15 protein-coding genes are annotated in these 15088 nt (G+C 41.5%); 14 read left to right on the forward strand and 1 reads right to left on the reverse strand.

What is annotated here, in order from left to right:
- Positions 1 to 18: 18 nt before the first annotated feature.
- The 6 genes from ACFQ0V_RS07170 to recO are packed head-to-tail and all read left to right on the forward strand — an operon-like array spanning position 19 to position 5080.
- Positions 19 to 2136, forward strand: a complete 2118-nt coding sequence (locus tag ACFQ0V_RS07170; RefSeq protein WP_381011572.1) for an HD family phosphohydrolase — start codon at positions 19 to 21, stop codon at positions 2134 to 2136.
- An 11-nt stretch (positions 2137 to 2147) separates the two neighbouring features.
- Positions 2148 to 2615: an rRNA maturation RNase YbeY gene (ybeY, locus tag ACFQ0V_RS07175; RefSeq protein ID WP_381011575.1), complete on the forward strand. Its 468-nt coding sequence runs from the start codon at positions 2148 to 2150 to the stop codon at positions 2613 to 2615.
- A 4-nt stretch (positions 2616 to 2619) separates the two neighbouring features.
- On the forward strand, positions 2620 to 2970 hold the full coding sequence (locus ACFQ0V_RS07180) for a diacylglycerol kinase family protein (protein ID WP_381011577.1): 351 nt from the start codon (positions 2620 to 2622) through the stop codon (positions 2968 to 2970).
- Between the two features lie 2 nt (positions 2971 to 2972).
- Positions 2973 to 3374 carry a cytidine deaminase gene (locus ACFQ0V_RS07185; protein ID WP_381011579.1) on the forward strand — a complete coding sequence of 134 codons (402 nt, stop codon included), beginning with the start codon at positions 2973 to 2975 and terminating at the stop codon, positions 3372 to 3374.
- A complete protein-coding gene (gene era, locus ACFQ0V_RS07190) occupies positions 3364 to 4266 on the forward strand; it encodes a GTPase Era (protein ID WP_381011582.1) in 903 nt (300 codons plus the stop codon). Before ACFQ0V_RS07185 ends, era begins: the two co-directional genes overlap by 11 nt.
- A 16-nt stretch (positions 4267 to 4282) precedes the next feature.
- A complete protein-coding gene (gene recO, locus ACFQ0V_RS07195; protein ID WP_381011585.1) occupies positions 4283 to 5080 on the forward strand; it encodes a DNA repair protein RecO in 798 nt (265 codons plus the stop codon).
- Between the two features lie 18 nt (positions 5081 to 5098).
- Here recO and ACFQ0V_RS07200 read toward each other — a convergent pair whose 3' ends face one another.
- Entirely contained in the window at positions 5099 to 6484 is a 1386-nt protein-coding gene (locus ACFQ0V_RS07200; protein ID WP_381011588.1) for a glycine--tRNA ligase, read from the reverse strand.
- Between the two features lie 456 nt (positions 6485 to 6940).
- Here ACFQ0V_RS07200 and ACFQ0V_RS07205 point away from each other — a divergent pair, with 456 nt between their 5' ends.
- The 8 genes from ACFQ0V_RS07205 (at position 6941) to ACFQ0V_RS07240 (ending at position 15045) form a co-directional block, all read left to right on the forward strand.
- On the forward strand, positions 6941 to 7570 hold the full coding sequence (locus ACFQ0V_RS07205; protein ID WP_235960999.1) for a helix-turn-helix transcriptional regulator: 630 nt from the start codon (positions 6941 to 6943) through the stop codon (positions 7568 to 7570).
- A gap of 15 nt (positions 7571 to 7585) precedes the next feature.
- Positions 7586 to 8401, forward strand: a complete 816-nt coding sequence (locus ACFQ0V_RS07210) for a pyruvate, water dikinase regulatory protein (protein WP_381011592.1) — start codon at positions 7586 to 7588, stop codon at positions 8399 to 8401.
- Between the two features lie 120 nt (positions 8402 to 8521).
- Complete coding sequence (gene dnaG / locus ACFQ0V_RS07215; protein WP_381011595.1) at positions 8522 to 10321, forward strand: DNA primase; 1800 nt, start codon at positions 8522 to 8524, stop codon at positions 10319 to 10321.
- A 22-nt stretch (positions 10322 to 10343) separates the two neighbouring features.
- The gene (gene rpoD / locus ACFQ0V_RS07220) at positions 10344 to 11522 is read left to right on the forward strand and encodes an RNA polymerase sigma factor RpoD (protein WP_381011598.1); all 1179 of its coding nucleotides are present in this window, start codon (positions 10344 to 10346) and stop codon (positions 11520 to 11522) included.
- A gap of 71 nt (positions 11523 to 11593) precedes the next feature.
- A complete protein-coding gene (locus ACFQ0V_RS07225; RefSeq protein WP_381011601.1) occupies positions 11594 to 12145 on the forward strand; it encodes a hypothetical protein in 552 nt (183 codons plus the stop codon).
- A gap of 347 nt (positions 12146 to 12492) precedes the next feature.
- Positions 12493 to 13173: a cytochrome c550 gene (gene cccA, locus ACFQ0V_RS07230; protein ID WP_381011604.1), complete on the forward strand. Its 681-nt coding sequence runs from the start codon at positions 12493 to 12495 to the stop codon at positions 13171 to 13173.
- Between the two features lie 64 nt (positions 13174 to 13237).
- On the forward strand, positions 13238 to 13930 hold the full coding sequence (locus tag ACFQ0V_RS07235; RefSeq protein WP_381011608.1) for a tRNA (adenine(22)-N(1))-methyltransferase: 693 nt from the start codon (positions 13238 to 13240) through the stop codon (positions 13928 to 13930).
- Positions 13927 to 15045: a Nif3-like dinuclear metal center hexameric protein gene (locus ACFQ0V_RS07240; RefSeq protein WP_381011611.1), complete on the forward strand. Its 1119-nt coding sequence runs from the start codon at positions 13927 to 13929 to the stop codon at positions 15043 to 15045. Before ACFQ0V_RS07235 ends, ACFQ0V_RS07240 begins: the two co-directional genes overlap by 4 nt.
- The last annotated feature ends 43 nt before the right edge of the window (positions 15046 to 15088 follow it).

Raw genomic sequence — 15088 nt, forward strand, 5'->3', positions numbered from 1 at the left:
GAAGGGAGAGTCCTAACTTTGTTTAAATCGCTAATTCAATTTTTTCGAAATATGAAATTTCCACAATTTATGTTGTATACGATGGCGATCGCAACCGTTTTGCTTTTTGTTATTACAGTCGATCGGATGCAACATGAAACGTATCAAATTTCAGAGTTTGAAGTCGCACCGAAGACGATTCGCGCTACAAAAACGGTGGAAGATACGTATAAAACAGAATTAGAGCGAGACAGAGTCGCTGCAGAAGTACCTGCTATTTATCAATTTTCGGGGGAAATTTCTCGCAACCATCAAGCGATTATCGCGTCTTTTTTTAACTATTTCATCGAGGTGAAACGGGAAAGTGCAAAAGAAGAAACTCCACCGTCTTTAAGTGAACAGGCGAAGCTCGTACGTGAAAAGTTAAGCGCACTTGTAGAAGAAGACGGGGCGTTTAAATTACCGGATCGTGACATTACATATATTTTACAAATGTCGGAGCAAGATATTGAACAAATGTCACGTACGATGCAAGGGATCATTAAGCGCGAACTCGATGAGCCGATTCGGAAAGAACAAGTCGAGCAAATAAGAGCCCGTGTCGCGGGAAATATTGAAAGAGACTCCATTCTTCCGAATCCATTAAAAAATAGTCTCATTACGATGAGTCGTATTTTGATTACAGAAACTGAAATTATGAATGAAGAATTAACGAAAGATCGTCGTGACAAAGAGCGCGCACTTGTAGAGCCAGTCCGTATTTTACAAGGACAAGTGATCGTACGCGAAGGGCAACTCATTGATGGAGAGGTGTACCGTCAACTTCAATTAATTGGTTTATTAGCAGAAGATGGAACGAGCTCTTTAAAGCCGATGTTAGCGATCATCACATTTTTACTATTCGTCAGCGGTATTTTATATTTGCATTTTAATGCATCGACCGCTTCCGATCAGATGAAAAAGAAAGCATTGTTAATTGTTTACGTTCTACTAATCATTTTAACAGGTAGTATGCGCCTGCTCGGATTGATTGATGAACAGTTTGATGTGCAACTCGCCTTTTTATTCCCGACGGCGCTAGCGACGATGCTCGTACGTCTCTTATTAAATGAGCGAATCGCGATGACCGTTACGATCATCACTGCTGCGATGGCGGGTATTATTTTACAAGAAGGCTATGCAGCAATTTTACAAATGGAAACGATGATGTACATTATGTTCGGTGGTTTAACGAGCTTATACGTACTCGGGAAAGATGGCCGACGCTCTAATATTTTGAAAACGAGCATTGCAGTAGCTTGCACGAACGTCGTCTTTATCGTCTTTTACTTACTTATGACTCAGTCGTCGTATACGTGGAAAGAGATGGCATTTTACTTAGTCGCAGCTCTCGTGTCAGGATTACTGTCAGGTGCGATGACAATCGGCTTATTACCTTTCTTTGAATCGTTATTTGGGATTTTATCAGATATGAAGTTAGTCGAATTATCGAATCCGAATCACCCTCTTTTAAAGAAGATTTTAGTCGAAACGCCGGGAACGTATCATCATAGTGTCATGGTGGCGAATTTAGCGGATGCTGCTTGTGAGTCGATCGGAGCGAACGGTTTGCTCGCCCGTGTCGGCAGTTATTATCACGATATTGGAAAGACGGTGCGCCCGAATTACTTTATCGAAAACCAACATACGGGGCGCAATCCTCATGATGAATTATCGCCTTCAGAAAGTAAGGAAATCATTATCGCACACGCTGTAGACGGTGGTAATATTTTAGAAAGTCACGGTATGCCGAAAGAAATTGTCGACATCGCGAGACAGCATCACGGCACGAGCTTTTTACAGTTTTTCTATCATAAAGCGAAAGAATTAGACCCGAGTGTGACGGAAGATGACTTCCGCTATCCAGGACCGAAAGCGCAGACGAAAGAAATTGCAGTCGTGTCGATTGCGGATAGTACAGAGGCAGCGGTACGTTCGATGAAAGATCCGACGCCTGAAAAAATTGCGAACCTCGTGCACAATATTATTCAAGGAAAATTGAACGATGGCCAATTTGACGAATGTGATATTTCGGTACGAGAGTTAAAAATTGTTGAACGTGTCATTTGCGAAACATTGAATGGCATCTTCCATAACCGAATTGAATATCCAACATAAGAGGTGACGAGATGCATATTGATTATCAAGATGAGACGAACGAGGTAACAGATGAACAGTTAGAACTCGTCGATCGCATTTTAAAATTTGCAGCGCAGTATGAGAAATTAGATGGAAATTATGAATTGAGTATTACGTTTACGACGGATGAGGAAATTCAAGTCATTAATCGTGAATATCGAGGAATTGATCGTCCGACCGATGTCATCTCTTTCGCTTTAGAAGAAGAGAGCGAAGGTGAAATTGCTTTCGAACGAATGGAAGGGATGCCTATTTTATTAGGGGACTTAATCATTTCACTCGATACGATGCGCCGACAAGCTGTGGAGTACAACCATGAAGAGAAACGAGAGCTAGGGTTTTTAGCTTTGCACGGTTTTCTTCATTTGCTCGGTTACGATCATATGACGGAAGAAGATGAAAAAGAAATGTTCGGTCGTCAAGATGAAATTTTGCAGGCGTTCGGTTTAACGAGGTGACGGAATGCGAAAATATATCGATTCATTCCGTTATGCGCTTGAAGGAATCGTCCATGGTATGAAAACGGAGAAACATCTCCGTTTTCATTTGTTTAGCGCGATCATCGTCATCGGACTGAGTATGTGGACGGGACTTTCTCAAACAGAATGGTTCATCGTCCTTTTACTTATCGGAGGCATGTTTGCGTTCGAACTGATGAATGCAGCCGTTGAACGTGTCGTTGATTTAGTGACGACAGATTATGCGCTGTTAGCGAAACAAGCGAAAGATTTAGCCGCAGGAGCGGTCCTCGTATATGCGTTTGTAAGTGCGTGTATTGGACTTATAATATTTATACCGAAATGGTGGAGGTAACGATGGAAAAGAAACAATTGATGGAACTCGCAAAAGAAGCGCGAGAACATGCCTACGTTCCATATTCTCAATTTAAAGTAGGAGCGGCTGTGTTAACGAAAGACGGTCGTACATTTACAGGATGTAACATTGAAAACTCGAGCTACCCGCTCACGAACTGTGCAGAACGTACGGCGATTTTTAAAGCGGTGTCAGAAGGAGCGACAGAGATTGAGGCGATCGCTGTCATCGGTAATACGACAGGGCCGATTTCTCCTTGTGGTGCATGTCGCCAAGTTATGATAGAGTTTAGTGATGCTAATACGCCTGTTTATTTAACGAATTTACAAGGTGAAGTAGAAGAAACGACCGTGAGTGCTTTATTACCAGGAGCATTTACGAAGGAGGATTTACATGGAAAGTAATTATAAATCAGGATTTGTCTCTATTGTAGGACGACCAAACGTAGGGAAGTCGACATTTTTAAACCGCATCGTCGGACAAAAAATTGCGATTATGAGCGATAAACCACAGACGACACGTAATAAAATTCAAGGAGTTGTCACGACAGATGATTCTCAAATCGTCTTTATTGACACACCAGGAATTCATAAACCGAAACATGCATTAGGGGACTTCATGAATAAAATGGCAAAACAGACAATTCCAGATGTAGATGTCGTATTATTTATGATTAATGCGAATGAAAAAATTGGACCGGGAGACCGATTCATTATCGACTTATTAAGCCGTACAAAAAGTCCGGTATTTCTTGTTATTAATAAAATTGACTTAGTTCACCCTGATGAACTGTTGCCAATTATTGAAACGTATCAATCGGAATTTGAATTTGCTGAAATCGTTCCTATTTCTGCTTTACAAGGAAATAATGTCGATCGTCTATTCGACGTGTTGAAGACGTACATTCCAGAAGGACCGCAATATTATCCAGACGATCAAGTGACGGACCATCCAGAACGATTCATTATGGCGGAGTTAATTCGTGAAAAAGTATTGCATTTCACACATGAAGAAGTGCCACACTCTGTAGCGGTTACGATTGAAAAAATCGAGCGTGATGACAACGGAAAAGTGCATGTCATGGCAAACATTATCGTTGAACGCAGCTCACAAAAAGGAATTTTAATCGGGAAGCAGGGCGCGATGATGAAGCAAATTGGGACAGGTGCACGCCGTGAAATTGAACGTTTGCTCGGGTCTAAAGTATATTTAGAGCTATGGGTGAAAGTGCAGAAAGATTGGCGTAATAAACAAATTCATTTGCGTGAATTTGGATTTAAAGAAGACGAATATTAAGGGGGAGGGAAGACAATTGTTGCACAAATGGGAAGGCATCGTTTTAAAGTCTATTCCGTACGGTGAATCGAATAAAATTGTCACCCTCTTTACAGAAGAAGCAGGAAAAGTGACGGCGATGGCAAGAGGAGCGAAAAAGCCAGCGAGCCGTTTAGCCGCGATGACTCAACCTTTTTTACTCGGTTCATTTTTAGTGTATGCGGGTGGAAGAGGAATGGGACAATTGCAACAAGGTGAGCTCATCGATTCGATGCGTGACTTGCGCGGTGATTTAGAAAAAACAGCGTATGCGAGTTTTATCGTAGAATTAGTCGACCGTTTAACGGAGCCGATGGAAGAGCGAACGCGTGGTGTTTATCATTTATTGAAAGCGGCCCTTCATGCGATTGATGAAGGTTTCGATGCGGAAGTAATCACTCTTTTCGTCGAGTGGCAAATGTTGCCGGTCGCTGGAATTTATCCCGTCGCTCATCAATGTGCGCATTGTGGAGCGACGGAAGGAGAATTCGCCTTTTCATTCCAACAAATCGGTTTGCTCTGTCATCGTTGTTTTGAAATCGACCCTTACATTACACGTCTCACACCGACGCAAGTTCGTCTCATAAGAACGTGTATGACGGTACCGATCGATCAACTAGGCAATGTGTCATTAAAAAAACCGACCGTGCGATTTTTACAAAAAGTCGTGCGAACGATTTATGATGAACAGACAGGGATTCGGTTAAAGTCGAGACGTTTTATCGAACAGTTAGAACGCGATACATTGCTCCAACAATTGATGGAGCCAAAAGAACAAACAAAACCCTCACTGTAATTGGTGAGGGTTTTTGTATTAGAACTGTAAATGTTTTTCGATGTATGCAGGAACGTCTGCGATTGGCATACGAATTTGCTCCATTGAATCACGGTGACGCACTGTCACTTGGTTGTCTTCTTTTGAATCGAAGTCATATGTGATACAGAACGGTGTACCGATCTCGTCTTGACGACGGTAACGGCGACCGATTGATTGTGAATCATCGTATTGTGTTGGGAAATGTTTCGCGAGTAATGCGAACACTTCTTGTGCTTCTTCTGCAAGCTTTTTAGAAAGTGGCAATACAGCTGCTTTCATCGGTGCAATTGCTGGGTGGAAACGTAATACGTTACGTGTTTCACCGTTTTCTAATTCTTCTTCGTCGTATGCGTCACATAAAAATGCGAGCGTTACGCGGTCTGTACCGAGTGAAGGTTCGATACAGTATGGGATGAATTTCTCACCAGTTTGTTGATCTAAGTAGTGGAAGTCTTCACCTGAATGTTCCATATGGCGGCTTAAGTCGAAGTCTGTACGGTTCGCAATGCCCCATAATTCTCCCCAACCGAATGGGAATTTATATTCGATATCTACTGTACCTTTTGAGTAGTGAGAGAGCTCATCTTCTGTATGGTCACGGAGACGTGTGTTTTCTTCTTTCATGCTTAAATCTTTTAAGAATTTTACTGAGTAGTCTTTCCAGTATTCGTACCACTTAGCATCTTCTCCTGGTTTACAGAAGAATTCAAGTTCCATTTGTTCGAATTCGCGTGTACGGAATGTGAAGTTACCTGGTGTAATTTCGTTACGGAAACTTTTACCGATTTGTGCGATACCGAATGGCATCTTTTTACGCATTGAACGTTGAACGTTTTTGAAGTTTACGAAAATTCCTTGTGCTGTTTCAGGACGTAAGAAAATATCGTTTGCTGAATCGTCTGTTACCCCTTGCTTCGTTTTGAACATGAGGTTGAATTGACGAATTTCTGTATAGTCCATCGCACCACATGTTGGACATGTAATATCGTATTCTTCGATAAGTTCCATCATTTTTTCGAAAGGAAGTCCGTCGACGACAATTTCTTTACCTGTCGCTTCTACTGCTTCTTCAATTAATTTATCCGCGCGGTGGCGTGATTTACATTTTTTACAGTCGATCATCGGGTCGTTGAAGTTTTGCGTGTGACCAGATGCTTCCCAAACTTTCGGGTTCATTAAAATCGCTGCGTCGAGACCGACGTTGTATGGTGATTCTTGAACGAATTTTTTCCACCATGCTTTTTTAATGTTGTTTTTCAATTCGATTCCGAGTGGACCGTAATCCCATGTATTTGCGAGTCCGCCGTAAATATCAGACCCTGGGAATACGAATCCACGTTGTTTTGATAAGCTGACAATTTGATCCATCGTGTACTTTGGCATAATAAATGACCTCCATATAATAAAATAAGCACCCGTCCATACGGGCACATATAGCATGAGCCCGAGGACGAGTGCATAATAACCCGCGGTTCCACCTCGATTGGTTAACACCGAATGTTAACCCACTTTCAGAAAGCAAGCTCCCGGTTGCCTTTTCACAATCTGTGCAGCCTTTCACTATCACTGCTCGCTCTAGGTCGATTGTTACTTATAGACCGTTCATCACTTGAACAGCCTATAATATAGCACGGTTTTGAAAAAATGACAAGTTTGAGCGTTTTCTCGAACAAACAAGTTAAAATGAAGCTACATAGAAATCATTATGTTATAATTAATCGTACAGAAAAGAAAGTGCTACATCACATAAGAAGAACTCTTCCAGTATGAAGGAAGTTACTCAAGATGAAACGCGATGTATGTTGAAGAAACTATTATATAAATGGGCGGTGTTTCACATTGGAACTGAATAAGCGCCAAACAAAAATTTTGGAAATCGTGAAATATAACGGTCCAATTACAGGGGAGCAAATTGCAGAACGCCTTGATCTGGCACGTGCTACAATTCGACCGGATTTGGCGATTTTGACGATGGCTGGCTTTTTAGATGCGCGTCCGCGTGTCGGTTATTTTTATTCAGGTAAAAAAATAGCACAATCGATGGCAGACGGTATGGTCGATATGAAAGTAGGAGACTTTCAATCGATTCCCGTCGTCGTGAATGAGAATATGTCGGTGTACGATGCGATTTGTCAAATGTTTTTAGAAGACGTCGGCACTTTATTTGTCGTCGATGATCATCATTGTTTAGCAGGCGTACTTTCGAGAAAGGATTTACTTCGTTCAAGTATCGGTGGTGTCGATATGGATAAAATTCCAGTCAATGTTATTATGACGCGCATGCCGAATATTACGCATTGTTCGAAGCATGATTCTTTATTGCAGGTGGCAAAAAAGATGATCGATAATCAAATCGATGCTTTACCTGTCACGGAACAAGGCGAGAAAGGGCTGGAAGTCATCGGCCGTATAACTAAAACGAATATTACAGGCGCATTCGTCGCGCTAGGAGAAGAATATGATTTATAGAGAGGAGCGTAAACGATGACGCCATTAACGATGTATATCGTTTCTGACTCTGTCGGAGAAACGGCTGATCTCGTCGCGAAAGCAGCGATCAGTCAATTTCGTCATGATGTCGATACAGTATCGATGAAGCGTTTTGCGAATGTCGATAATTTAAAACAAATTGAAGAGATTGCACTTTTAGCACAAAGACAACAAGCGCTCATCGTCCACACTTTAGTGAAATCAGAAATGCGTGACGCTATGGCACATTATGCGATGGAAAATGGCGTTCAAGCGATCGATTTAATCGGACCGATTGTCGATATGATCAGTGGACGTTTAGAAGAGAGTCCCTTTGAAGAACCTGGACTCGTGCGCCAGTTGGATGATGATTATTTCAAAAAAATTGAAGCGATTGAATTTGCGGTGAAATACGATGATGGTCGTGACCCGCGAGGCATTTTATTAGCAGATATCGTATTAGTCGGTGTTTCGCGCACTTCCAAAACGCCACTCTCTCAATATTTAGCACATCACCGTTATAAAGTTGCGAACGTTCCACTCGTTCCAGAAGTAGAGCCACCAGAGGAATTGTTACAAATCGATCCGAAACGTTGTTTTGGACTCGTTATTTCTCCAGAGAAGTTAAACTTTATTCGGAAAGAACGTTTAATTGCTCTAGGATTGAAAGATGATGCGAGCTATGCGAAAGTGTCTAGAATTGAAAGGGAAATTGAACATTTTGAAAAAGTTGTCGAACGTGTCGGTTGTCGAGTCATTAACGTGACGAATCGAGCAGTGGAAGAGACAGCGAATATCATTTTAGAACAAATTGAACAATTAAAACAGTGAAACAAAATGAAAACTAGCCGGTTATGTTCGGTTAGTTTTCATTTTGTTCGTAAAATAAAAAGGACTTTCGTTATAAATGTCGTAATAGTATATATGAAGAGGAAGTAGGAGTTGAACGACGTGTCAAAAATAGATGAAGTCGTCATTGAAACAATAAGAAAAGAAACTGATATTATCGACCTCATCGGTGAACATGTTCAACTGACAAAAAGGGGGAAGAATTGGTTCGGTCTTTGTCCTTTTCACGATGAGCAGTCTCCTTCATTTTCAGTTTCAGAAGACAAGCAACTATATCATTGCTTCGGATGTGGCGCGAGTGGCAATGCGATTTCATTTTTAATGGAATTGGAACATCGAACATTCGTCGATGCCGTTGCGACATTAGCCGGTCGATTAGGAATCGAGATTGATATAGCGGAAGGACAGCGTACCGCCAGAGATGAAGAAGAGTCCCATACAGAAAAACTATTGAAAGCAGCTCACGCACAAGCGACTCAGTTTTATCATCACCTTTTAATGAATACAGTAGAAGGAGAGCGAGCACTCCAATATTTATACGAACGAGGATTCACCGAACAGCAACTCATTGAACATCAAATTGGTTGGACTTTAAACCAATCGGATAGTTTATTGCATGTTTTACGAGATGATTATCCTCTACCTTTACTCGTTGAGGGAGGTCTTCTTACACACTTTGAAGACCGCGATCAATATTATGATCGATTTCGGGAAAGGATTATGTTCCCTTTACGTAATGAACGTGGAGAGGTTGTCGGATTTTCTGGACGTATTATCGAGAAAAAAGAAGGCGCTCCGAAATATTTAAACAGTCCTGAAACCCCAATCTTCAAAAAAAATCAACTGCTTTACAACTTAGACCGTGCAAAGTCTCCAATACGAAAAGCAAATGAAGTTATTTTGTTTGAAGGTTTTATGGATACCCTTGCGGCAGAGCGTGAAGGGATTCATGAGACAGTTGCTGTTATGGGAACGGCGTTGTCTGAGCAACATATTATTCAAATGCGTCGCTTAACGAACCGTTTAATTATTTGTTGCGATGGTGATGATGCAGGATGGGAAGCGAGCTATCGATTTTCTAAATTTGCAACAGAACATAAAATGGATGTAACGATTGCGATACTTCCTCAAAATATGGACCCTGATGATTATATGAAAACATATGGGGGTAAACAGTTTAGAGAGCGAATTTTAGAGATGTCGCATTCTTTTATGTCTTTTATGATACAATACGCTAGGCGTGGTAAAAATTTGTCGCTTGACTATGAAGTAGAGCAATACATTCATGAAGTGCTTACTGAATTGGCAGAAAGACGCTCGATCATTGAACGCGACTTAATTATTCAACAGCTAGCAGAGTTGACGACAGTACAAGAAGCGACATTGCGTGAGAAATTAGCGCAATTGACGACGCGCCAAGTGCCAGAACGTCAAACTTCTGAAGCGAAGCGTACAATACCTGAAACGAAACGGAAAAAGAGAAGATCAGAAGTACTATTGTTCGCACATATATTGCATGAGCGTTCTCTTTTCAATCTCGCGATACGAGAAGGGATTGATATTTTTATAGATGATGACTTTACGACATTGTTCGTACGGTTAGCAGCTTACTATGAAATATCCGAAGGGGAAGGTGATTCTTTTGCACAAAGCTTTGCCGAACAAATTGAAGAATGTGAATTACGTGAACTCGCGATGTTTTGTATCGCCTACGAGAGAGCGGAGAATGACACGGATCGAGAAGTAAAAGACTGTATCCAACATTTAAAAAAATTAAAAATCGTTGAACAAATAGATGATAAAATTCAACAGTCAAAACAGTTAGAACAACAGCAGGATCTTGAAGGAGCGTTAGCACTCATTCAAGAAGTGATTGAACTTAAAAAGTTGATCACGCCGTAACGGTGAATAAGGAGGAACAACGATGACAAAGAAAGAATTGACATTAGACGAAGCGAAAAAGAAATTGTTAGAATTAGGCGAAAAAAATGGTGAGTTAACGTTAGATGAGGTGACGAAAGAACTAGCACAGTTTGAAATGGAGCCAGAACAATTCGAACAATTTTTAGATGAAGTGGAAGATGCGAATATCGAATTAAATCGTAAAGAAGATGACGAAACGACGAAAGAAGAAGACGATAAGAAAAAAGAAAAGTTTAATATGAAAGATTTAAGTGTTCCTCCTGGTGTGAAAATTAACGACCCGGTTCGCATGTACTTGAAAGAAATTGGACGTGTCGATTTATTAACAGGAGATGAAGAAGTAGAGCTTGCAATTAAAATTGCAGCGGGGATGGAAGCGGAGGAAAAACTTGCTGAACTTCGTGAAGAAGATCCAGACTACTTCGATGAAGAATTAGATCTCGTCATCGTGCGTGGTGAAGAAGCGAAGAAAAAACTAGCGGAAGCGAACTTGCGTCTCGTCGTCAGCATTGCGAAACGCTATGTCGGCCGTGGCATGCTCTTCTTAGACTTAATCCAAGAAGGAAATATGGGACTCATTAAAGCAGTTGAGAAGTTCGACCATACGAAAGGGTTCAAATTTAGTACGTATGCGACATGGTGGATTCGCCAGGCGATTACACGTGCGATTGCAGACCAAGCACGTACGATTCGTATCCCGGTTCATATGGTGGAAACGATCAATAAATTAATCCGCGTCCAACGTCAATTACTCCAAGATTTAGGACGTGAACCGACACCTGAAGAAATTGGGGAAGAGATGGAATTAACAGCTGAAAAAGTGCGTGAAATTTTGAAAATCGCACAAGAGCCGGTTTCTTTAGAGACGCCAATTGGTGAGGAAGACGACTCTCATTTAGGAGATTTCATCGAAGACTCAGAAGCGCAATCTCCAGCAGATCACGCAGCATATGAATTATTGAAAGAACAGTTAGAAGACGTACTCGATACGTTGACAGACCGAGAAGAAAACGTCTTACGTCTTCGTTTCGGATTAGATGACGGACGTACTCGTACGTTAGAAGAAGTCGGGAAAGTGTTCGGAGTTACACGTGAGCGTATTCGTCAAATCGAAGCGAAAGCTTTGCGTAAATTACGCCATCCGTCACGTAGCAAACGTTTGAAAGACTTTTTAGAATAAAAATAACAAGTACCCTCACTTTTTTAGTAAAGTGAGGGTCATTGACTATGGATAGAGTAGGAGTGGACGGTATGAACGAGCAACGTAAAAAAATCATCGTTGCTGAAATAAAATATTGGAAGCAATCGAAGCTATTACCTGATCAATATTGTGATTTTTTACTCGCTTTATACTCGCAAGGAGATCAACAAGAGACTGAAGAAATTACCGTGAAAGACTCATTAAGAGAAAAAGAAAAATCAAAAATGTGGAATCGTGTCGTCTGGCTTGGGATAATCGGAGCGGCATTGTTAGTTAGTTTATTTTTATTACCTGATCAACAAGTGCTGACGACAGCTCTCGTTACGATATTTGCCGTCTTTTTATTAGTCGGTGGAAGATTGTTTAACATCGGAGAAAATGATGCTCGTCCTGCTTTATTTGCCATTGCTTCTTTATTGTTATTATCTGTATCTTTACATAGTTGGGACGCTTTTTTCCCAAGCAATACATTCATTTTAATTGGTCTTCTCATTTTAAACTGTGTACTTTGGCTCGGAATCGGACGTAAACATCAGCTCATCTTTTTCACAATTTCAGGATATGTCGGTTTAGTGTTGGTCGGTATTTTTCTCGTTTTATAAAAAGTGTGGCAAGCTATGTTTTGTTCACAGAAGTTTCACAAATCTACCCAGTTCTTTTTAAGTGTTTTTCTCTTTTTGGGAGCGCTGTGAAGAGAGAAGAATAAAACGTTGAAATCAAGCTTTCTAGCGATATTTAACGTGAAGAATTAACGAATGCTCCATCCGAGTTAAAAAATACGTTGAAATGAAAAAATGAAAGCGAATTGTTACAAGAAGTGGACGGAAAAAGGGGAAAACGAAATTATTATGTGGATTCCTCTTTTCGTTTCGCTACTTATGCGGTACAATAAGGATTGTAAACTGTATCATATACAGAATAGAATCCTGAATAAGGGAGGGTAATCTGAATGAAAAAGACAAATCCTATCGTTCCTTACCTCATTACATTTAGCATGGGAATCTTATTAATTTTCTTCATGTCTTTAATTGGTGTTGACCAAAAGGCGGACATTGCTAAACAAAAAGAGGAAGGCGAAAACGGTGAAGAAGTTTCAACAGAAGACTTCGATCCAGCAGCGCTTGCTCAAGGAAAATGTATCTCATGTCACGGTGGTAACTTCGAAGGTGGAGTTGGTCCAGCATTAGCAGGAACAACACTTTCAGCTGACGAAATCGCTGACGTTATTACAAACGGTGCAGACGGTATGCCAGCAGGACTCGTTCCAGCAGCAAACATGGATGAATTCGTTGAGTACATTTTAAGCTTAGGTGCAGACGGTGAACCAACAGCAACTGAAGAAGATGCTGAGGAAGAGCCAGAAGCAACTGAAGAAGAACCAGCAGAAGAGCCAGCTGAAGAAGAAACAGCTACTGCAGATGCAGGTAAGTATGAAGGTATGACTTCATCATGTATCGGATGTCACGGTGGTAATTTAGAAGGCGGAGTTGGTCCAGCATTAGTTGGTACATCACTCTCAGCTGACGAAATTAAAGACGTTATTAAAAACGGCGCACCAGGTATGCCAGGTGGTATGATCGCTGACGAAGATCTTGATGGATTCGCTGAATACATCTTATCTTTAAAATAAGAATGACAAATGAACCGTTAGTGAACTTTCACTAACGGTTTTTTCACATAAAAGGAGGCGCAAAATGATGGAGTTATCAAAACGATTACAATATGTCGCATCCTACGTACCAGAAGGGGTACGTCTTGCAGATATCGGAAGTGACCACGCTTATTTACCATGCTATTTAATGGAGCGAGGTCAAATTGAACACGCTGTAGCAGGAGAAGTTGTGAAAGGCCCTTTTGAATCAGCGGAGCGTAACGTTCGCGAACATGGCTTTTCAGACAAAATCGACGTCCGTTTAGCGAATGGATTGCAAGCGATTCACGAAGAGGATGCCATTCATACGGTGACGATTGCAGGGATGGGTGGCCCGCTCATCGCTCAAATTTTAGAAAGTGGTGAAAAACATCTTGCGACGGTCGAACGCATCATCGCACAACCGAATATTCACGCTCGTCCGATTCGCGAATGGGCGGTCAGCAACAACTGGAAACTGATCGATGAAGCCATTATGAAAGAAGATGGAAAAATTTATGAAATTCTCGTATTAGAACGTGGAGAAGCAACGTATAGCGAGGATGAATTACAATTCGGCCCTTATTTAATGCGTGAGCAAAGTGAAGTGTTCATAGAGAAGTGGCAACGTGAAGCAGAAGCGAAGCGCAATATTTTACAAGCGTTACAAAAAGCACAAAAAACAGAAGACAATGCCCGTCGAAGCGAAAAAATAAAGCAAGAACTAACAAATATTGAAGGAGTGATCGCGAAATGAAAAAAGTGAACGGTCATCAAATCATTCAATTGTTTGAAACGTGGGCACCGAAACGTTACGCGGAAGATTGGGACCCGGTCGGTTTACAAGTCGGACAATTAAATCGTTCAGTAACGAAAGTGCTCGTCAGTTTAGATGTTGATGAGCGAATTGTTGATGAAGCGATTGCAAGAGGAGCTGAACTCATTATCGCTCATCACCCTTTACTCTTCCGTCCGTTAAAACGCGTCTGGACCGACACACCGGAAGGACGCATCGTGGAGAAATGTATTAAACATGACATTCAAGTGTATGCGGCGCATACGAATTTAGACGTAGCGGAAGGGGGCGTCAATGATCTGATGGCAGATGCTTTACAATTAGAAAATACGACACCTCTTATGAAAAGTTACGGGGAAGATTTGTATAAGCTCGTCGTCTTCGCACCGCTTGAAAATGCGGAAGCTATTCGTCAAGCGCTCGGCGATGCAGGAGCGGGAGAAATTGGCGAATATACGCATTGCAGTTATGAGATGACAGGGACAGGTCGATTTACACCTTCGGAACGTGCGAATCCACATATCGGTCATGCAGGGGAAGCAGAAGAAGTGGCGGAAGTACGCATCGAAGTGATCGTCCCACATTTTTCAAAGGCACGCGTCATGAAAGCGTTGCTTCAAGCACATCCGTATGAAGAACCAGCGTTTGATCTCATTCCGCTTGCGCAACAGACGGACGAAAAAGGACTCGGACGAATCGGAACTCTCGCTGAACCGATGACTTTACGCGAGTTTGCAGAGCATGCGAAACGAGCGCTCAACGTCCCTGCTGTGCGTGTCGTCGGTGACGTAGAACGCTCTATTAAAAAAGTAGCGGTACTCGGGGGCTCTGGCTCTAAATATATTCATCAAGCGAAACAACAAGGTGCTGACGTCTATGTGACAGGTGATATGGATTTCCATACAGCACAAGCTTGTGAAAAATTACATTTAGCAATTGTCGATCCAGGACATCATGCGGAGAAAGTGATGATTGCGGGCGTTGCTGAAAAAATGAAAGCATTATGCCAAGAAGCGGGATATGAAGTCGAGTGGTTACAATCTGAAGTGAATACCGAAACATTCACTTTCTTGTAATACGCTTGAAATAAGAGCAAATGTATCGTATCCTACCAATAGA

The sequence above is a fragment of the Savagea faecisuis genome (assembly GCF_042675605.1).
GTDB lineage: Bacteria > Bacillota > Bacilli > Bacillales_A > Planococcaceae > Savagea > Savagea faecisuis.

Coding starts and splice junctions, on each gene's coding strand:
- ybeY (WP_381011575.1), top strand. CDS start 2,148: ATGCATATTGATTATCAAGATGAGACGAACGAGGTAACAGATGAACAG.
- ACFQ0V_RS07180 (WP_381011577.1), top strand. CDS start 2,620: ATGCGAAAATATATCGATTCATTCCGTTATGCGCTTGAAGGAATCGTC.
- ACFQ0V_RS07185 (WP_381011579.1), top strand. CDS start 2,973: ATGGAAAAGAAACAATTGATGGAACTCGCAAAAGAAGCGCGAGAACAT.
- era (WP_381011582.1), top strand. CDS start 3,364: ATGGAAAGTAATTATAAATCAGGATTTGTCTCTATTGTAGGACGACCA.
- ACFQ0V_RS07200 (WP_381011588.1), bottom strand. CDS start 6,484: ATGCCAAAGTACACGATGGATCAAATTGTCAGCTTATCAAAACAACGT.
- ACFQ0V_RS07210 (WP_381011592.1), top strand. CDS start 7,586: ATGACGCCATTAACGATGTATATCGTTTCTGACTCTGTCGGAGAAACG.
- rpoD (WP_381011598.1), top strand. CDS start 10,344: ATGACAAAGAAAGAATTGACATTAGACGAAGCGAAAAAGAAATTGTTA.
- ACFQ0V_RS07225 (WP_381011601.1), top strand. CDS start 11,594: ATGAACGAGCAACGTAAAAAAATCATCGTTGCTGAAATAAAATATTGG.
- cccA (WP_381011604.1), top strand. CDS start 12,493: ATGAAAAAGACAAATCCTATCGTTCCTTACCTCATTACATTTAGCATG.
- ACFQ0V_RS07235 (WP_381011608.1), top strand. CDS start 13,238: ATGATGGAGTTATCAAAACGATTACAATATGTCGCATCCTACGTACCA.
- ACFQ0V_RS07240 (WP_381011611.1), top strand. CDS start 13,927: ATGAAAAAAGTGAACGGTCATCAAATCATTCAATTGTTTGAAACGTGG.